This is a genomic window from Microbacterium sp. zg-Y625, from assembly GCF_030246925.1.
In the GTDB taxonomy this organism is placed as follows: domain Bacteria; phylum Actinomycetota; class Actinomycetes; order Actinomycetales; family Microbacteriaceae; genus Microbacterium; species Microbacterium jiangjiandongii.
Genome location: NZ_CP126740.1, coordinates 2,894,897 through 2,913,542, shown reverse-complemented (window position 1 = coordinate 2,913,542; position 18,646 = coordinate 2,894,897). Strand labels below are relative to the sequence as shown.

General features: G+C 71.8%; 17 protein-coding genes. 10 read left to right on the top strand and 7 right to left on the bottom strand.

Annotated elements, in window-relative coordinates; genetic code table 11:
* The first annotated feature begins 68 nt into the window (after window positions 1-68).
* From QNO14_RS13590 to QNO14_RS13560, 7 genes are all read left to right on the top strand, one after another.
* Window positions 69-845, top strand: coding sequence for an electron transfer flavoprotein subunit beta/FixA family protein (locus tag QNO14_RS13590; protein ID WP_257506558.1), 777 nt, complete (start codon window positions 69-71; stop codon window positions 843-845).
* A gap of 14 nt (window positions 846-859) precedes the next feature.
* Window positions 860-1,852, top strand: a complete 993-nt coding sequence (locus tag QNO14_RS13585; RefSeq protein WP_257506559.1) for an electron transfer flavoprotein subunit alpha/FixB family protein — start codon at window positions 860-862, stop codon at window positions 1,850-1,852.
* Window positions 1,853-1,953: 101 nt separating this feature from the next.
* A complete protein-coding gene (locus QNO14_RS13580; protein ID WP_308211038.1) occupies window positions 1,954-3,678 on the top strand; it encodes a cytochrome b/b6 domain-containing protein in 1,725 nt (574 codons plus the stop codon).
* A 6-nt stretch (window positions 3,679-3,684) separates the two neighbouring features.
* Window positions 3,685-4,509: an MBL fold metallo-hydrolase gene (locus QNO14_RS13575; RefSeq protein ID WP_257506561.1), complete on the top strand. Its 825-nt coding sequence runs from the start codon at window positions 3,685-3,687 to the stop codon at window positions 4,507-4,509.
* 228 nt (window positions 4,510-4,737) lie between these two features.
* Window positions 4,738-5,910 carry an acyl-CoA dehydrogenase family protein gene (locus QNO14_RS13570; protein WP_257506562.1) on the top strand — a complete coding sequence of 391 codons (1,173 nt, stop codon included), beginning with the start codon at window positions 4,738-4,740 and terminating at the stop codon, window positions 5,908-5,910.
* 4 nt (window positions 5,911-5,914) lie between these two features.
* Window positions 5,915-6,691: an enoyl-CoA hydratase-related protein gene (locus QNO14_RS13565; protein ID WP_257494300.1), complete on the top strand. Its 777-nt coding sequence runs from the start codon at window positions 5,915-5,917 to the stop codon at window positions 6,689-6,691.
* A gap of 27 nt (window positions 6,692-6,718) precedes the next feature.
* Window positions 6,719-7,630 (top strand): alpha/beta fold hydrolase, encoded by a 912-nt coding sequence (locus tag QNO14_RS13560; RefSeq protein WP_257506563.1) that lies wholly within the window; start codon window positions 6,719-6,721, stop codon window positions 7,628-7,630.
* Here QNO14_RS13560 and QNO14_RS13555 read toward each other — a convergent pair.
* From QNO14_RS13555 to QNO14_RS13525, 7 genes are all read right to left on the bottom strand, one after another.
* Complete coding sequence (locus tag QNO14_RS13555; RefSeq protein WP_257494298.1) at window positions 7,596-8,405, bottom strand: glycosyltransferase family 2 protein; 810 nt, start codon at window positions 8,403-8,405, stop codon at window positions 7,596-7,598. The two genes, QNO14_RS13560 and QNO14_RS13555, sit on opposite strands and share 35 nt — an antisense overlap.
* 259 nt (window positions 8,406-8,664) lie before the next feature.
* Entirely contained in the window at window positions 8,665-9,426 is a 762-nt protein-coding gene (locus QNO14_RS13550; protein WP_257494297.1) for an ABC transporter permease, read from the bottom strand.
* Window positions 9,423-10,226, bottom strand: coding sequence for an ABC transporter ATP-binding protein (locus QNO14_RS13545; RefSeq protein ID WP_257494296.1), 804 nt, complete (start codon window positions 10,224-10,226; stop codon window positions 9,423-9,425). Before QNO14_RS13545 ends, QNO14_RS13550 begins: the two co-directional genes overlap by 4 nt.
* Window positions 10,223-10,606 (bottom strand): DUF1048 domain-containing protein, encoded by a 384-nt coding sequence (locus QNO14_RS13540; protein WP_257506566.1) that lies wholly within the window; start codon window positions 10,604-10,606, stop codon window positions 10,223-10,225. Before QNO14_RS13540 ends, QNO14_RS13545 begins: the two co-directional genes overlap by 4 nt.
* A gap of 2 nt (window positions 10,607-10,608) precedes the next feature.
* On the bottom strand, window positions 10,609-10,938 hold the full coding sequence (locus QNO14_RS13535) for a PadR family transcriptional regulator (protein ID WP_257506564.1): 330 nt from the start codon (window positions 10,936-10,938) through the stop codon (window positions 10,609-10,611).
* Window positions 10,939-11,214: 276 nt separating this feature from the next.
* Window positions 11,215-11,988 (bottom strand): coenzyme F420-0:L-glutamate ligase, encoded by a 774-nt coding sequence (locus QNO14_RS13530; protein WP_257505719.1) that lies wholly within the window; start codon window positions 11,986-11,988, stop codon window positions 11,215-11,217.
* Window positions 11,989-11,992: 4 nt separating this feature from the next.
* Window positions 11,993-12,499 carry a GNAT family N-acetyltransferase gene (locus QNO14_RS13525; protein WP_257494073.1) on the bottom strand — a complete coding sequence of 169 codons (507 nt, stop codon included), beginning with the start codon at window positions 12,497-12,499 and terminating at the stop codon, window positions 11,993-11,995.
* A 214-nt stretch (window positions 12,500-12,713) separates the two neighbouring features.
* On the opposite strand from QNO14_RS13525, the gene QNO14_RS13520 reads away from it, so the two are divergent.
* The 3 genes from QNO14_RS13520 (at window position 12,714) to QNO14_RS13510 (ending at window position 18,619) form a co-directional block, all read left to right on the top strand.
* Window positions 12,714-14,162, top strand: coding sequence for an HNH endonuclease signature motif containing protein (locus QNO14_RS13520; protein WP_257505718.1), 1,449 nt, complete (start codon window positions 12,714-12,716; stop codon window positions 14,160-14,162).
* A 66-nt stretch (window positions 14,163-14,228) separates the two neighbouring features.
* Complete coding sequence (locus QNO14_RS13515) at window positions 14,229-14,789, top strand: thioesterase family protein (protein ID WP_257505717.1); 561 nt, start codon at window positions 14,229-14,231, stop codon at window positions 14,787-14,789.
* An 86-nt stretch (window positions 14,790-14,875) separates the two neighbouring features.
* Complete coding sequence (locus QNO14_RS13510) at window positions 14,876-18,619, top strand: bifunctional proline dehydrogenase/L-glutamate gamma-semialdehyde dehydrogenase (protein WP_257505716.1); 3,744 nt, start codon at window positions 14,876-14,878, stop codon at window positions 18,617-18,619.
* Window positions 18,620-18,646 lie beyond the last annotated feature (27 nt).

Sequence of the window (18,646 nt, the reverse complement as noted above, 5' to 3'; positions counted from 1 at the left end):
CCGATTCGGGGCCGGTCATCGGCGTGCGTAGGAATTGTATAGAATCGACCGAGGCGTGAGGAGAGTCAATGAAGATTGTCGTGCTGGTGAAAGAGGTTCCGGACACCTACGGTGACCGCAAGCTGAACCTCGAGACCGGGTTGGCGGACCGCGATGCCGGTGAGCGGGTGCTCGATGAGATCGGCGAGCGGTCCCTCGAAGTCGCGCTGAGCTACGCCGACAAGAACCCCGGCACCGAGGTGGTCGTGCTCTCGATGGCGCCGGAGGCGTCGACGGCGACCATCCGCAAGGGGCTCGCGATGGGTGCGGCATCCGCTGTGCAGGTCGTCGACGACGCCCTCGCCGGCGCCGACCTGGGTCTCACGGCCGAGGTGCTGGCCGCGGCCGTCAAGCGTGCGGGCTTCGACCTCGTCATCACCGGCAACCAGTCCACGGACGGCTCCGGCGGTGTCATCGGCGCGATGATCGCCGAGCACCTGAACGTGCCCCACGCCACGGCGCTGGCCGCGGTGGAGATCTCCGCCGACTCCGTCTCGGGCACACGCGTGACCGACGCCGGCAACGCCCGCGTCACCGCGCCGCTGCCGGCCGTCATCTCCGTCACCGAGGCGCTCCCCGACGCGCGGTTCCCGAACTTCAAGGGCATCATGGCGGCGAAGAAGAAGCCGTTCGAGACGGTTTCGCTGGCCGACCTCGGCGTGGATGCCGGTGTCGACACGGTGGCCCGCTCGATCATGACCGCCGTGAGCGAGAAGCCCCCGCGTTCGGCGGGCGTGAAGATCACAGACGAGGGCGATGCGGGCGAGAAGCTCGCGGCGTTCCTCATCGAGAACCGGCTGGCCTGAGGGGTAACGGCACCATGACCGACTTTGCTGCAGATTCGATCCTCGTCCACCTCGACGTGCTGCCCAGCGGTGAGCTGGCCAAGTCCGCCGCCGGACTGCTGGGAGCCGCCGCATCGGTGGGCACCCCCGTGGCCCTGATCGTCGCCGGTGCCGAGCGCCACGACGAACTGGCCGCGGCCGCCGGCGCCCTCGGCGCACAGACGGTGCTCGTGGCGGACCTCGGCGGCGCCGACACCGCGCTGACCGTGCCGCACGTGGACGCCCTCGCCGCGGCCGCTGACCTCGTGCAGCCCGACGCCGTGCTCATCTCCAACTCCATCGAGGGCCGCGACATCGCCGGGCGCTTCGCCGCCCGCACCCGCCGCGCGCTTTCGGCCGATGCCGTGGGGGTCGCCCGCGACGGCGAGGGCGTGCTGGCCCAGCACTCCGTCTACGGCGGCGCGTACAACGTCACCTCGGCGCCCACCTTCGGCGCCTACGTCATCACGGTGCGCCAGGGCGCCATCGACGCCCGCGCCGAGGCGGTCGCCTCGCCGGCCGTCACGGCCCTGCAGGTCACGCCCTCGGGAGCTCCTGCCGCTGTCATCGAGTCGTTCGAAGAGGCCGTCAACGCCTCGACGCGGCCCGAGTTGCGCGGCGCCGGCAAGGTCGTCTCCGGTGGCCGCGGGCTGGGGTCCGGCGAGCAGTTCGCGCTCGTGGAGCAGCTGGCCGACACGCTGGGGGCCGCCATCGGCGCCTCGCGCGCAGCAGTGGATGCCGGCTACGTGCCCTACTCCTACCAGGTCGGTCAGACCGGCGTCTCGGTGTCGCCGCAGCTGTATGTCGCTCTCGGCATCTCGGGAGCGATCCAGCACAAGGCCGGCATGCAGACCGCCAAGACCATCGTCGCCATCAACAAGGATGCCGATGCGCCGATCTTCGAGATCGCTGACTTCGGCGTCGTGGGCGACCTCTTCCAGGTCGTCCCGCAGCTGATCGCTGCGCTCGAGGCGAACAAGGCCAAGTAGCCGTGGCGACATACGGGCGAACGGTGCGCCGGGGCCTTCCGCGGGTGTCCGGAGGAGAGCCATGGCCGCCCGCGGGCGAGGCGCCGGCGACGCTCGCCGGCGTGGCATCCGCAATCCGCGAAGACGGCGCGGGCGCTGCGGCCCCGGCTGAGGTTCCCACGCCGGCTGCGGCCGCGGCCGCTGCTCCCGCGGCCGCTGAGCCCGCCGTCGCCGCGCCCGCACCCGTGCCCGACGCCGCTGCTCCGGTGTCGCAGACGCCGGCTGCGGTTGCCGCAGACCGTGCGGAAGTGACACGCGAACAGCCCGGCGCCACGCGTACGGTGCGCCGCGGACTCCCGCGCGTACCGGGCGGGGAGCCCTGGCCGCCGGCCGGTACCGCTGCGGTGTCGCACCCGTCGGGTGCGGATGCCGCGGACCGTGCGGAAGCGACACCCGTGCAGCCCCCGAGCGAGCCGCTCGCGGCCGACGGCGCACCCGCGGCCGCCGCGGCCAGCGTCGCCACCGTGCCGGCGGGTTCCGCTGCGACGTCCGGCGACGGAGTGCCGCTGCGTCGCGGACTTCCGCGCACCATCGATGGCGAGCCCTGGCCGCCGGCCGGCCTCGCGCACCCCGGCGCCGGAAGTCCGGCAGCTTCGACCGAACCGATGAGCGACGCCGCGTCGGCGCCTGCCGAGACCGCACCGGCATCCACCGCTGCGACCGCGGCATCCGCCACCGCCCCGGCAGCCGCCGCTGCCGCGACGGCACCTGCTGCCGTGCCCGCGGCATCGACGGCCCTACCGGCAGCCGCCGCGGCATCCACCACCGTCGCGACCGGACCGCGCCCGCCGCTCACCGTGCCGCGCACGGTATGGCCGGGTGCTGCGGCATCCCGGCGCCCGGCTCCGAAGCCCGAACCCCGCCGCATCGGACCGTTCACCCGCGGCCAGTGGGCCGGTGTGGTCCTCGTGGGCGGCGGCGCCCTGCTGGTCGCCGCGGCGATGGCGGTCTTCTTCGTGCGCTGGTTCCTCAGCCTGGAGTTCATGCAGGAGTTCCTCACCACTTACCCCGGCGAGTACCACCTGCCCGAGGGTGCCCCCATCGGGTTCCCGGCGTGGCTGGGGTGGCAGCACTTCTTCAACGCGTTCCTCATGGTGCTGATCATCCGCACCGGCTTGCAGGTGCGCACCGAGAAGCGGCCCACGGTGTTCTGGACGCCGCGCGGCGACAAGAAGGGCAAGACGAGCCTCAACATCTGGTTCCACCAGGCGCTGGACGTGCTGTGGCTGGCCAACGGCCTGATCTTCGTGGTGCTGCTGTTCGTCTCCGGACAGTGGATGCGCATCGTCCCGACCAGCTGGGAGGTCTTCCCCAACGCCCTGTCGGCGGTGCTGCAGTACATCTCGCTCGACTGGCCGACCGAGAACGGCTGGGTCAACTACAACTCGATCCAGCAGCTGGCGTACTTCACGACGGTGTTCATCGCCGCCCCGCTGGCGACGATCACCGGCTACCGCATGAGCGGACTGTGGCCGAAGAACGCCGCTGGGCTCAACAAGGCCTATCCCATCGACTGGGCGCGGAAGCTCCACTTCCCCGTGATGCTGTTCTTCGTGGCGTTCATCATCGTGCACGTCGGTCTGGTGTTCGCCACCGGTGCGCTGCGCAACCTCAACCACATGTACGCCGCTCAGGGGTCGGTCGACCCGGCCGCCTACGCGGACAACTGGACGGGGTTCTGGATCTTCATCGCCTCGATCGTCGCCATCGCGATCGCCTGGATCGCCGCCCGCCCGATGGTCGTCGCCCCGATTGCGCGCCTGTTCGGCACGGTGAGCGGGCGCTAGACCGACATGGATGCCGCGGCCGAGCGCTGGACCGGGTTGGTCACCCGCGTGCTGGCGCCGAACGCGGGCCCCATGACGCTCGACGGCACGAACTCCCTCGTGATCGGCGCACCCGGCGCGACGTCGGTCGTGGTGGTCGACCCCGGACCCGGTGACGAGGGTCACCTGCAGGCCCTGCAGGGGTTCGGGCCGGTGGAGCTGATCCTCCTCACCCACCACCACGCCGACCACGTCGAGGTGGCGCCGCGGTTCGCCGCGCTCACCGGCGCGCCGGTGCGGGCGCTCGATCCGGCGTTGTGCATCGACGGCCCTCCGCTCGTGGACGGCGAGCGCATCGATGCGGCGGGCGCGGTGATCGCGGTCGTCGCCACGCCCGGTCACACGGCGGACTCCGTTTCGCTGCACCTGCCGCACGATGCGCCGGCCGGTGACCCGGCGGCATCCGCCACGGGCAGCATGCTCACCGGCGACACGATCCTCGGGCGGGGAACGACGATCATCGCCGCGCCCGACGGGTCGTTGGGCAGCTACCTCGCGACCCTCGAGCGGCTCCGCGCGTATGGGCGCATCCCCACGCTGCCTGCCCACGGGCCGATGCTCCCCGACCTCGCTGCCGTGTGCGACGCCTACGCCGAGCACCGCCGCGGGCGACTGCAGGAGGTGCGCGATGCGCTCACCGCGCTCGGCCGGTCTGCGGCGACGGATGCCGATCTCGTCACCGCCGTGACCGACGCGGTGTACGGCGGGGTCGACCCGGCAGTGCGGTTCGCCGCGGAGGCCTCGGTGCGCGCGCAGCTGGCCTACCTGCGTGAGGGCTCCGCCGCGGGCTGATGGCTGCGCCCCGCCCGGCGGCGGCTCCCGGCTCCCGGATCCCCGATTCCGGCTCCCGGCACGCACGCTCGGCTGAGGAGATCCGCCGGAATGAGGGCGATCCGCCGCCACACGCCCTCATGCGGGCGGATCCCCTCATCCCGGCAGGGGACCCCGCGATTACACTGTTCGCACCGCTCACACCGCCTCGGCCACAAGCCTGAACAGGATGGAACGACGATGACGTCGATGATGACCGCCCCGCCCGCACTCAGTGACGACGAGAGGGCCGCGATCCTCGACGCCGTCCGTGAGTTCACCGCCGCCGAGCTGGCGCCGCACGCACTCGAGCGCGATGAACGGGAGATCTTCCCCCGCGACACCCTGCGCCGCGCCGGTGAGCTCGGCCTCGGCGGCATCTGCGTGCGCGAGGACGTCGGTGGCGCCGGCCTCGCGCGCATCGACGCGGCCGCGATCTACGAGGCGCTCGCCGAGGGCGATCCCTCGTTGGCGGCCTACATCTCGATCCACAACATGGTCGCCGGCATCATCGACGTCTACGGCACCGAGGAGCAGCGCACCCAGTGGCTCCCGCGTCTGGTGTCGCTGGAAGAGGTGAGCTCGTACTGCCTGACCGAACCGGGGGCGGGGTCGGATGCCGCATCCCTCTCGACCACCGCCGTGGCCGACGCCGACGGCTACGTGCTCACCGGGGTGAAGCAGTTCATCTCGGCCGCCGGCGAGTCCGCGGTCTACGTCGTCATGGCGCGCACCGGCGATGCCACGTCCGGTGCCCGCGGAATCTCGGCCTTTCTCGTGCCGGGCGACGCGCCGGGGCTGTCGTTCGGCCCGAACGAACACAAGATGGGGTGGCGTGCACAGCCCACCCGGCAGGTGATGCTCGACGGAGTGCGCGTGCCGGCATCCGCTCTCGTCGGTGAGGAGGGGCAGGGCTTCCGCATCGCGATGGCCGCCCTCGACGGCGGCCGGCTGGGGATCGCCGCGTGCTCGATCGGGGGCGCGCAGTGGGCGATGGACCGCACGGTGCGCTACGTACAGGAGCGCACCGCGTTCGGTGAGGCCCTCGCCGAGAAGCAGTCGGTGGTGTTCAGCCTCGCCGACATGGCGACCGATCTGCACGCCGCCCGAGCCCTGGTGCAGGGCGCGGCCCGGGCGCTGGACGCCCGTGCGGACGACGCCGCGGTGCAGTGCGCGATGGCCAAGCGTTTCGCCACCGACGCCGGGTTCCGGGTCGCCAACGACGCGCTGCAGCTGCACGGCGGCTACGGCTACCTGCGCGAGTTCGGCCTCGAGAAGGTCGTGCGCGACCTGCGGGTCCACCAGATCCTCGAGGGCACCAACGAGATCATGCGCGTCATCGTCGGCCGTGAGCTGCTGCGCCGCGGCCGCATGGCACGATGAACCCATGACCCCATACGAGACTCTCATCGTCGAGACCCGTGGCCGCGTCGGGTGGATCACGCTCAACCGCCCCGATGCGCTGAACGCCCTCAACTCCCAACTCGCGGGCGAGCTCGCCGCAGCGGCGGCGGCGTTCGACGCCGACGAGGAGATCGGCTGCATCGTGCTCACCGGATCCGAGCGTGCCTTCGCCGCCGGCGCCGACATCAAGCAGATGGCCGACAAGACCTCCCACGAGATGACGATGCGCAACCCCTTCGCCGGGCTCGAGGAGTTCTCGCGCGTGCGCACCCCCATCGTCGCGGCGGTCGCCGGTTTCGCGCTGGGCGGCGGCTGCGAGCTGGCCATGATGTGCGACGTGATCCTCGCCGCCGACACCGCACGGTTCGGTCAGCCCGAGATCAACCTCGGAGTGATCCCCGGCATCGGCGGCACTCAGCGCCTCACGCGCGCGATCGGGCCGTTCAAGGCGGCCGAGCTCGTGCTCACGGGGCGCATGATGGATGCCACGGAGGCGGAGCGCGCCGGCCTGGTGTCGCGCGTCGTGCCGGCATCCGACCTGCTGGAGGAGGCGGCGGCAACGGCCGAGACCATCGCCGCGAAGTCGCTGCCGGTCGTCTACGCCGCGAAGCAGGCGCTGCGCGCGGCGCAGGAGACGAGCCTGACCGAAGGGCTGCGGCTCGAGAAGAGCCTGTTCACCTCGCTGTTCGCGCTGGAAGACCAGAAAGAGGGGATGGCCGCCTTCAGCGAGAAGCGGCCTGCGCGATTCCAGCACCGCTGAGCGGCGGCGCCCCCCTAGGATGCCCTCGTGGGCCTCAGGCAGAGGAACGGTCAACCGCAGGGCGTGATGGGTCGCGCCGCCGCGCTGGATGCGGCGCTCGAGCCGATCGATTGGAGCCGCTTTCCGCCGGGCGCCGAGCGCGACACGGTCGCCGCGCCCAGCGGAGGCATAGCCCGCGTGTCGATGGGGCCGCCGGACGGGACGCGGGTCGTGCTCGTTCCGGGGGTGACGGGCTCGAAGGAGGACTTCGTCCGGATGATGCCGCTGCTGGCGGCGGCGGGGTACCGCGCGGAGTCCTACGACATGGCGGGCCAGTACGAGTCCCATGCGGCGGGGCCCGAGAACGTCGACCCGCCGCGTCCGCACTACACACTCGACCTCTTCATGGATGATCTGCTCGCGGTGCTCCACGCCGGATCGACGCCGGCGCACGTGCTCGGCTATTCCTTCGCCGGCACCGTTACGGCGGCCGCCGCGACCCGGTATCCGCAACTGTTCCTGAGCCTCACGCTGCTGTCGGCACCGCCGGTCGCGGGCCAGGCGCTGCGCTCGTTCAAGATCCTGGGTCCCGTGACGGGTCCCGTGCCCGCGTGGGTGGCCGCGCGGCTGATGATGTGGGCGGTGCGCAACAACGTCCACCGCGCGCCGCAGGATCGGGCGGACTTCGTCAAGGCCCGTTTCGCGCTCACCCGCCGTTCGAGCGTGGAGGACATCTTCGGGCTCATGAAGAACACGCCCGACGTCGCCGACGCGCTGCGGGCCACGGGCATTCCGGTGCTCGTGATCACCGGCACCGGGGACGTCTGGCCGGTCGAGGCGCATGACGCGTTCGCCGCGCGGGTGGGCGCGACGATACTGGTGATCCACACCGGCCACAGCCCGTGCGAATCGGCGCCTCACCAGGTCACCGAAGCGATGCTGGCGCTGATCTCTCCGTGACCTGACGCGATGTGCGGCGTGCCGCCCGCTGCAGTCGGTGGCGCCGTCGCCGCCCCGCGGCGCACTCCCATTGACGCTGCGCGATGCTCTCCTCGGCGAGGTTCACCGCGAGCCCGTGGAAGGCCCAGTTCACGCGACGGCGAAAGCCGGCCATCGAGTCGAAGGGGCGCGCGGAGACGCCCACCCGCAGGTCGCGGTCGAAGTCCACTCCCATGTCGGGCCGCAGCGCGAAGCTGATCTCGAGGTCGTCGTGCATACGCGGATCGTCCATGTGCAGGTGCGGGCGCATCTCCTGCCACGCCTCCCGGCGCAGGGCGAAGTTCGACCCGAAAACCGGCACGTGCCCCATCACCACGCGCATCGACCAGAAGTAACCGCCGAGGTAGGCGTATCGTCCGAGGAAGCGACGCGGCCACGTGCCGCCGTAGAACCGTCCCGTGCCCGTCACGCCGGTGAGCGTGGGGTCGGCGTCGAACCGCGCCTCCAGGTGCGCGACCCAATCCGGCGCCGGGATCGAATCGGCATCCAGCCGCCCGATGATGTCGCCCTCGGCGGCGTCGAATCCGGCCGCCGTAGCGCGCAGCACCCCGGGCTGCGGCTCGAAGACGACCCGCGCCCCGGCGGCACGCGCGACCTCGGCGGTGTCGTCACGGGATCCGTTGTCGACGACGATGACCTCGTCCGGGGGCCGGGTCTGCGCGGCGATCGCGGCGAGGCAGTGCCGCAGCATGCGCGCGTCGTCGCGCGATGGGATGACGATGCTGATGCTGCTCATGGCCCGTCAGCCTAGGGGGGTGCGGCCCTCTCGCGCGACGGTCCCGCCGAGCGGCGCGGGATCGGGGTCCCGGCATCGCCACATCTTCGGGGTTCGCCACGTCGTCGGACCGGAGGGGCGGACCGGGTCCGAGGAACCGGTTTTCTCCGAAGCTGAGCCGCAGCCGCAGCCGCAGCCGCAGCCGCAGCCGGCGGGCGCAGCCGCAGCCGCAGCGGGTGCCCGGGTCGGCGCCCCGTGGACCGTGCGGATGAGCCGGCGGTCAGGTGATCCTGCGGCGGTAGAGCGCCATGGCGGCCACGAACGCGACGATCAGGATGCCGAGGCACCACGCCAGGGCGACCCAGATCTCGGTGCCGACCGGCTGTCCCGAGAACAGGGCGCGCGTGCTGTCGACGATCGACGTGACCGGCTGGTTCTCGGCGAACCAGCGCACCGGGCCCGGCATGGTCTCGGTGGGAACGAACGCCGAGCTGATGAACGGCAGGAAGATCAGCGGGTACGAAAAGGCGCTCGCGCCGTCGACGGTCTTCGCCGACAGGCCGGCGATCACGGCGATCCAGGTCAGCGCCAGCGTGAACAGCAGCAGCATGCCGATGACGGCGAGCCACTCCAGCACGTTCGCGTCGGTGCGGAACCCCATGATCAGTGCGACGCCGACGACGATGGCCAGGGAGATCGCGTTGGCCACCATCGAGGTCAGCACGTGCGCCCAGAGCACGCCGGAGCGGGCGATGGGCATGGACTGGAACCGTTCGAAGATGCCGCCCTGCATGTCGAGGAACAGCCGGTACGCGGTGTACGCGATGCCCGAGGCGATCGTGATGAGCAGGATGCCGGGCAGCATGTAGTCCACATACGCCTCGGTGCCGACGTCGATGGCACCGCCGAAGACGTAGACGAACAGCAGCATCAGCGCGATCGGCGTGACTGCGGTGGTGACGATGGTGTCGGGGCTGCGCAGGATGTGCCGCAGCGACCGGCCGGTGAGGACGGTGGTGTCGGTGAGGGCGTGGCGGGTCACGGTCGTTCCTCTCCGGTGGTCGCCGACGCGCCTGTGCCCGGTGTGTCGCCGATGATGGCGAGGAAGACCTCCTCGAGGGTGGGCTGCTTCTCCACGTACTCGACGGTCGCCGGCGGCAGCAGCTTCTTCAGCTGCGCCAGGGTGCCGTCCGCGATGATGCGGCCCTGGTGGAGGATCGCGATCCGGTCGGCGAGGTGCTCGGCCTCGTCGAGGTACTGCGTGGTCAGCAGCACCGTGGTGCCGCCTGCTGCCAGCTGCTTCACCGCCTGCCACACCTCCCGGCGTCCTTCCGGGTCGAGCCCGGTCGTCGGTTCGTCGAGGAAGATCACCGGCGGGTCGCCGATGAGGCTCATCGAGATGTCGAGGCGTCGCCGCATGCCCCCGGAGTACGTGCCGGCTCGGCGGCCGCCCGCGTCGGTGAGGCCGAAGCGGGCGAGCAGCGCGTCGGCGATGCCGCCCGGGTCCTTCAGATGCCGCAGCTTCGCGACCAGGATCAGGTTCTCCCGGCCCGTGAGCACCTCGTCGACCGCGGCGAACTGACCGGTGAGGCTGATCGACTCCCGCACCTGCGGTGCCTGCGTGACCACATCGGCGCCGTTGACCGTCGCCGTGCCGGCATCCGCCCGCAGCAGCGTCGAGAGGATGCGCACCACCGTGGTCTTACCGGCGCCGTTGGAGCCGAGCAGCGCGAAGATGCCGCCGCGTGCGACGTCGAAGTCGACGCCCTGCAGGACGTGCAGGTCCTTGAACGACTTCTCCAGTCCCGCCACGTGGATGGCAGGGGCCGGTGTGGCGGTCATGATTCCGCCTCCTTCTCCAGGTCGTCGCCCGTCACGGCGTCGATGGCCTTGACCAGTCGGGCACGTTCCTTGTTGATCCACTGCCCGTCGGTGTAGTTGCGCATGAACTCCTCTGCGAACTCCACCGGGTCCTCGCCCACGATCGTGCGGATCGGCGTGCCGTCGGCGGCAGCCCGCTCGAACAGGTCGGCGAGGTCGCCGAGCATCGCGAGCAGGGTGTCGCCCTTGCTGATCGACCCGTAGTACATCAGGTACCGCTCCAGCGCGGCGGTGGCGGTGCGGTACGGGCCGGGAAGCTGCTCCACACGCGCCTTGTACTGCTTGTACTGCTTCTTCTCTTCGAACGATCCGGTGACCTTTTCGATCCAGCCTGCAGCCATGTTCACTTTCCCCCTTGGTGGAGCCCTTCCAGACGTTCTGCCAGGAAGCTCCATGTCGCCCAGAACTCTTCGAGCTGTGCGTGCCCCCGCGCGTTGAGCGAGTACACCTTGCGCGGCGGTCCCTTTTCGGACGGCACCTTCTCGACGTCGACGAGCCCGCGCTGCTCGATGCGCACCAGCAGGGCGTAGACGGTGCCCTCGGCGATGTCCGAGAACCCCTGCTCGCGCAGCCAGCCGGTGATCTCGTACCCGTATGCCGGGCGCAGCGCGAGGATCGCCAGAACCACGCCCTCCAGCGTGCCCTTGAGCATCTCGGTCATCTGCTTGCCCATCGCGCCCCTTGACTACTCAGTGTTGCTTACTACTGGTAGTCAGTATCACTGAATACCGGTGGGTGCGCAAGAAGCCGCGTCGGCGCGGCATCCGCTGGCCGGTTCTTCGGAGATCGCCACGGTTTCGGACCGATCGCGCCGGTCGGCTCCGAGGAACGGGCGTTCTCCGAAGACGTGGCCAGGGCGGGGCGGGGGAGTGGCGGCGGGGCGCGGGCGGGGCGCCCGGCGGCGCGGGGCGCGGCCCGGCGGCGCGGGGAGGGGGGCGGCGCCGCGGACTCAGCCGCGGGCGGCTGCCGCGGCGGCGGCGAGGCCGGCGGCGTAGCCCTGCGCGTGCGCCTCGTCGGCGCCCAGGCGGAAGAAATCGCGCTCCGCCGGCCGAACGATGGAACGCGCCCCGGGCAGGTCGAGCGCGCCAACGAGGTCGGCCCGGCCGCGCACGACGGCCACCGGGCGCCGCGACGCCTTGCCCTTCACGAGGTCGGCGGCCGCGGCCAGTTCGTCGGCCACGCAGGGCATCGTCACCACGAGCGGGCGGCCCTCGGCATCCGTCTGTCCGCGCAGGTCCTCCATCACCGTCACGCCCCCCGCGCCGATCGCGTGGTCGGTCTGGCCTTCGCGCCACGCGCGGCCCAGGGTGTCCGACACGATGACGCCGACCCGCACGCCGAGTCGGTCACGCAGACCGGCGGCGAGGGCGCGCGCCGAGGCATCCGGGTCGACGGGCAACAGCAGCACGGTGCCGTGCGGAGTGTTGGAGGCGTCGACGCCGGCGGCGGCGGAGACGATCCCGAGACGGTTCTCGACGATGCGCGTGACATGACCGGATGCCGAGGTGCGCGAGGCCACGAGGCGCACCGTCTCGGCGGTGATCGCCTCTTCCCGGTCGTCGGCGCGGATCATGCGCCCTTCCGCCTTCGAGACGATCTTGGAGGTCACCACGAGGATGTCGCCGTCGGCGAGGCCGTCGGAAGCGGCATCCGCTATCAGGGTCACGAGATCGTCGCCCGCGGAGATCTCAGGAATGCCTTCGAGGGCCCAGACCTGCAGCACGGCGTCAGCGGACGAAACGCACCTCGGTGAGCGTCTCACCGAGGAAGGGCTCGGTGTGGCGCGCGCCGTCGAGGGTGAACCCGTTGCGCTGGTAGAAGCGGTGCGCGCGCGGGTTATCCTCGGCGACCCAGAGGTACGCCTGCTCATCGGGGTGGATCGCCGCGTCGAAGAGGCGCTGGCCGGTGCCGGTGCCGTGCCATGCATCGAGCAGGTAGAGGAAGTACAGCTCGCGGTTGCGCGGCGCATCGCGGTCGCGCGCCGGTCCCGAGCCGACGAAGCCCACGATCTCGCCGTCGGCGAGGGCGGCGTGCATGCGGAAGTCCTCGCCCTGCTGTGCCCAGTGGGTCCACAGCTCCGCGAGGCGCCGGGGCGATACCTTCTCGAGCGCGGCCTTGCTGATGAGGTGGTCATACGTCTCGTGCCAGCACTGTGCGTGCACGCGACCCAGTGCCTCGGCGTCGACGTCGCGTACCGGCCGAACGACGATGTGGGTCTGGGTCTCAGCATCCATGCCGCGACTCTACGCGCGGGGTGCGCGGTGGCGAAATCCCCCGGGACCGGTGTGTTGAGTTCTCGCGTGCGGCGGTCGCGGGGATCGTGTGCCGGACGGCGGCGACGCCTGCACAGGGAGCGATCTCGTGGGTTCTCCACAGGCCCTGGATAAGCCGTGTGACCTGGCGGTTCCTGCCCGCTCGAATGTCGGTGGCCCCCGCAAGAATGAGCGCATGACCACCTTCCTCAGCCGCCTCGAGACGCTGCGTGAGCACGCCGCCGCGGTGGTCGCTGAGGGGATCCGCGACGGCGAGCTGGGGTCGGCGAGCCACGCCGAGATCGCGGAGCTTCTGGCCGCGGCCGGCGGCGTCGGGCGGTGGGTGGATGCCGCCTTGATCGAGATCGTGGGCGAGGCTCAGGCCCGCAGCGAGGGCCCCCGGGACGACCGCCTGACCACGCATCTCGGCTGTCACGACGTCTCCGAACTGGTGCAGCGTGCGGCGCTCGTCGGGCCGCAGACGGCGACCCGCCTGCGCAGAGCCGCGTCGGCGGTGCGGCCGCGGGAGTCGCGGCTCACCGGTGAGACGCTCGACCCCCTGCTGCCGGCGCTGCGCAGCGCGGTGCTCGGGGGCATGGTCGGACTGGACGGCGTGCTGGCGGTCGCCGAGCCGCTGCAGGCGATGGGCTCCCGCGTGGGGCGCGAGGCGGTGCTCACAGCCGACGCGCTGCTGGCCGCAGAGGCGCGGGGTGAAGGACCCGAGGGCGCGCCGCCGGCGTGCCCCGACCTGCTGCGCGTGCAGGCGCAGGTGTGGTCGGTCGCCCTGGACCAAGACGGCGCAGAGCTCCGCGAACGCGCCACGATGCATCGCCGGTCGCTGCGGCTGGGTTCACCCACCGCGTTCGGAGTGCCGGTCCGCGGCATGCTCATGCCGGAGGTCGCTGCGCAGCTGGAGCGCATCTTCGATTCCCTGCTCTCTCCACGGGGGCGTGTCGCCTTCGGCGGTGGCGCGCCGGACGGCGCTGGCTGCAACGGGGCCGCGGCCGAAGACGAGGGCGCGTGGAGCGACGACAGCGTCCCGCCGCTCGACGAGCGCACCCGGCCGCAGCGACAGCATGACGCGCTCGCGACCGTGCTGACCGTGGCCGCCTCGAGTGGTGCCCTGCCCATGGTGGGAGGGGCCGCGCCGACGCTGGTCGTGACGGTGCGTGCGGAGGACCTCGCCCGTGACCGCGGGTACGCGCACGTGGACGGGTGCGAGGAGCCGGTTTCGCTCGCGGCTGCGAGGCATGCGGGGTGCAGCGGGGTGATCCAGCGGGTGACGCTGAGCCGCGAGGGCAGGGTCGTCGCGATCGGCACCGAGGAACGTGTGTTCAATCGCCATCAGCGCCGTGCGCTCGCCGCTCGAGATGGTGGCTGCCTGATCCCCGGATGCGGCGTGCCGGCCGCCTGGTGCGAGATCCACCACGTCGAGGAGCATGCCCGGGGAGGGCGCACCCACACCGACAACGGCGTGCTGCTGTGCTGGTTCCACCATCGGTTCCTCGACCGGCACGGCTGGCTGATCCGCATGGTCGACGGCGTGCCGCAGGTGCGGGCGCCCGGCTGGAACGATGCCTCGGGCAGGTGGCGACGAGTCACCCGCTCCGCCACACGCCTGAAGGACGCGGTCTTGCGGAGGTGAGCGGGTTGTCGGCATCCCACAAGCGGTTGGTCCGATCGGGTCCGCACCGCGCTAGCATCGCCGCTCGTGAACGTATGGTGGCGGACTGTCCTGACGATCCTGCGGGCCAAGGCGATGCTGCGCCGCAACGGACCGATCGAGCCGACCTCGGTGGGCAGAGTGCGACTGCGCACCTTGCCCACCGACATCGATCTGCTCGGCCACATGAACAACGGCCGCTACGCGTCGCTGTTCGACCTCGGCCGGTTCGACCTGCTCATCCGCACCGGCGTCTGGGATCTGGTGAACAAGCAGGGCTGGTACGCCGTGGTCGCCAGCGAGACCATCTCCTTCCGCAAGTCGCTCGGGCTGTGGCAGCGCTTCACGATCGAGTCGCGCCTGCACGGCCACGACGACAAGGCGGTGTACATGGTGCACCGCGCGGTCGTCGACGGCGAGATCTACGCCGAGATGCTGGTGCGCGCCCGCTTCCTCAAGCGCGGCGGCGGACTCGTTCCGATGGAGGAGCTCTTCGAGGCGCTGCACCGGCCCGACGACCTGCCGCCGCTGGAGCCATGGGTGCAGGCGTGGGCAGCATCCTCTGCCCTGCCGTCGACGAAGAAACCCGCTCCCAGCATCTGGCGCTGACGCGACCGCCCGGCCTTCGCTCGCCCGTCCGCGGGGCGCCGCGCGGCAGCGGGCCCGATCCGCGCGCCCGGTCGTAGGCTGGCCACATGTCGCAGACGCACGACGAGGCCCGCCAGGCGCCGAGGACGACCGACCTGGCTCAGAACGCGGTGGAGCTCGCCCAGCGCTGGGTGCGCGAAGCCGCTGCCGCCGACGTCGACCCCGCCGCCGCTCGCCTGGCCGGCGTGCTGAAGGACCCGCAAGGGCTCCCGTTCACCATCGGCTTCGTCGACGGCGTGATGCGACCGGAGAGCCTGTCGGCCGCGGCATCCCAGCTGGGGCGCATCGCCCCCCTCGTGCCCGAGTTCCTGCCCTGGTATCTGCGGGGAGCGGTGCGCGTGGGTGGCGCGGTCGCGCCGGTGCTGCCGACACCCGTCGTGCCGATCGCGCGTCGGGTGCTGCGCGAGATGGTGGGGCACCTCGTCGCCGACGCCCGACCCGACAAGCTCGGCAAGGCGATCGCCCGCATCCGCGAGAGCGGAGCGCGGCTGAACCTCAACCTGCTCGGGGAAGCCGTGCTCGGCGAGGGTGAGGCGGGCCGGCGCCGCGACGGCATCCACGACCTCATCCGCCGCGACGACGTCGACTACGTCTCGGTGAAGGTGTCGGCGATCACCCCGCGCATCACGATGTGGGCCTTCGAGGAGACCGTCGAATCGGTGATCGAGCGGCTGCTGCCTCTTTATCTGTCGGCAGCCGAGGACGGCACCTTCATCAACCTCGACATGGAGGAGTACCGCGACCTCGACCTCACCATCGCGGTGTTCACCCGCCTGCTCGAGGACCCCCGTCTGCACGGGCTCGAAGCGGGCATCGTGCTGCAGGCCTACCTCCCCGACGCGCTGCCGGCGCTGCAGGAGCTCTCGGCCTGGGCGCGTGCGCGGGTGGCTGCGGGCGGCGCGCGCATCAAGGTGCGCTTGGTCAAGGGTGCGAACCTCGCGATGGAGCGGGTGGATGCCACCATGCACGGCTGGCCGCTGGCCACCTACGACAGCAAGCTCGACACCGACGCCAACTACCTGCGCTGCCTCGACTGGGCGCTGCACCCCGAGCGCACCGACGCCGTGCGGCTGGGCGTGGCCGGACACAACCTCTTCGACATCGCGTACGCCTGGCTCCTCGCCGGAGAGCGCGGCGTGCAGGCGGACATCGACGTGGAGATGCTGCTCGGCATGGCGCAAGGGCAGGTGCACGCCGTCGCCCGCGAGGTGGGCCCGGTGCTGCTGTACGTTCCCGTCGTCCGCCCCGACGAGTTCGACGTCGCCATCAGCTACCTGGTGCGGCGCCTCGAGGAGAACGCCTCGAGCGAGAACTTCCTCTCCGCGGCCTTCGACCTCGCCGCCGACCCGACGCTGTTCGACCGGGAGCGCGACCGCTTCCTCGACTCGCTCGAGCGCAGTGCCGATCCGTCCCTCCCGCTCGGCCCGAACCGTACGCAGGATCGCACCGTGGCGCCGGGCGCGCGCGCCCACAGCATCCTCCGCGACGCCCCGCTCCCCGACGACGGCGATGACGGCCTCACGCAGGCCGTGCTGGGCATCGCGCGGTCGGCGACCACCGACCCGAACGACACGGTGCCCGTGGAGCCCACCGCCGACGCCGTGCTGTTCGGCGGCCAGCAGTTCGTCGAAACGGCGGTCTTCGCGCCGCGCGAGACGCGCCGGGCCCTGGGTGCACCCGGTTTCCGCAACGCCCCCGACTCGGACGCGGCCGTCCCCGCCAACCGCGCGTGGGCCGGCGGAGTGCTCGAGCGCATCGAGGTGAGCGCCGCCGGCGACGCCACGATCGAGGCGGCCCGAGTCGCCGACGTCGGTGCACTCGAGCGCGTGATGGCGACGGTCGCGGAAGGCGCCGGCCCCTGGGGGTCGCTGCCGGCCGCCGAGCGCGCCACCGTGCTGATCGCCGCAGGCCGCGCCCTGGAAGCGCGCCGGACGGAGCTGATCGAGGTCGCCGCGTCCGAAACGGGCAAGGTGTTCGCCGAAACCGACGTCGAGGTGAGCGAGGCGGTGGACTTCGCGAACTACTACGCCGCCACGGCGCGCGAGCTCGACCGCGTCAGCGGCGCGGTCTTCGAGCCGGCCCGCATCACGGTCGTCGCTCCCCCCTGGAACTTCCCGCTCGCGATTCCGGCCGGGGGAGTGCTCGCCGCGCTCGCCGCAGGCTCGGGAGTGGTGTTCAAGCCGGCGCCCCAGGCGCGCCGGTGCGCGGCCGTGGTCGCCGAGGCGCTGTGGGAGGCCGGCGTCCCTCGCGACGTGCTCGTGCTCGCCGACGTCGAGGAGGAGGGGCTCGGGGAGCGGCTCATCTCGCACCCCGCGGTGGATCGCGTCATCCTGACCGGCTCGTGGGACACCGCGGCGCTCTTCCGCTCGTGGCGGCCGGCGCTGCCGATGCTGGCCGAGACGAGCGGCAAGAACGCCATGATCGTCATGCCGAGCGCCGACCTGGACCTCGCCGTGGCGGATCTGGTGCGCAGCGCCTTCGGTCACGCCGGCCAGAAGTGCTCGGCCGCGTCGCTCGCGATCCTCGTGGGTCCCGTGGGGCGGTCCAAGCGGTTCGCGCGACAGCTGATGGATGCCACGCGCTCGCTGCGGGTGGGTCCCCCCACCGACCCGCGCGCGGAGGTGGGCCCGCTCATCGAGGCGCCCCGGGGCAAGCTCGCCTGGGCCCTGAACACCCTCGACGAGGGGGAACGGTGGCTCGTGCAGCCGCACCCCGTCGACGACGTCGCCCCGGAGTATGCGGGTCGGCTCTGGACGCCCGGCATCCGCGTCGGGGTGCAGCCCGGGTCGCGGACCCACCTCGAGGAGTTCTTCGGCCCGATGCTCGGCATCATGCACGCCTCCTCGCTCGCCCAGGCGATCGAACTCCAGAACGCGGTGGACTACGGCCTCACGGCGGGGCTCTTCACCCAGTCGCCCGCGGACCTCGCCCTCTGGCTCGACCGCGTGCAGGCGGGGAACCTCTACGTCAACCGCGGCATCACCGGCGCGATCGTGCAGCGCCAGCCCTTCGGCGGCTGGAAGCGCTCGTCGGTGGGTGCCGGCGCAAAGGCCGGTGGGCCGAACTACCTCGTGGGACTGGGGTCGTGGCGGCCCTCGGCCAGCGGTGCGCAGTCCGCGACGCTGCACCTGCGGGGCCTGGACTCCCGCATCACCGGGATCATCGAGGCGGCCCAGCCCAGCCTCGACTACGAAGGCTTCGACTGGCTGCGTCGCGGGGCGCTGTCGGATGCCATCGCCTGGGACCGCGAATTCGGGCACGTCCGGGACGTCTCGCAGCTCGGGGTGGAGCGCAACCTCTTCCGCTACCGCCCGGTCGACGACGGGGTGGCTGTGCGTGCCACGGGCGATGCCACGTGGCAGTCCGTGCTGCGGGTGGTCGTCGCCGGCATCCGAGCCGGATCGCCGTTCACCCTCAGCACACCGGTCGGCCTGCCGGCCGATGTGCGGCGCGCGCTCGGCGACGTGCGCGTGCCGGTGTTCGTCGAGACCGACGAGCAGTGGATGCAGCGCATGGCCGGCGCGGGGGCGGCGGCCGCCGACGAGCAGCCCGCCACCGAGCCCGCCGCGCGCCCCGCGCGCGTGCGCCTGGTCGGGCCGCGCGCGTCGGTGGCGAGCCTTCACCGCGCGCTCGCCGAGGCTGTCGCCGGAGACCCCGACCTCGCCGTGTACGACAACGAGGTGACCACCGCGGGCCGGCTCGAACTGCTGCCGTTCCTGCGCGAGCAGTCGATCACGATCACCGCGCACCGCTTCGGCAACCCCGACCCCTGGAGCGAAGCGGTGATCTGAAACGCGGCATCCGTGTAAAAGATTCTT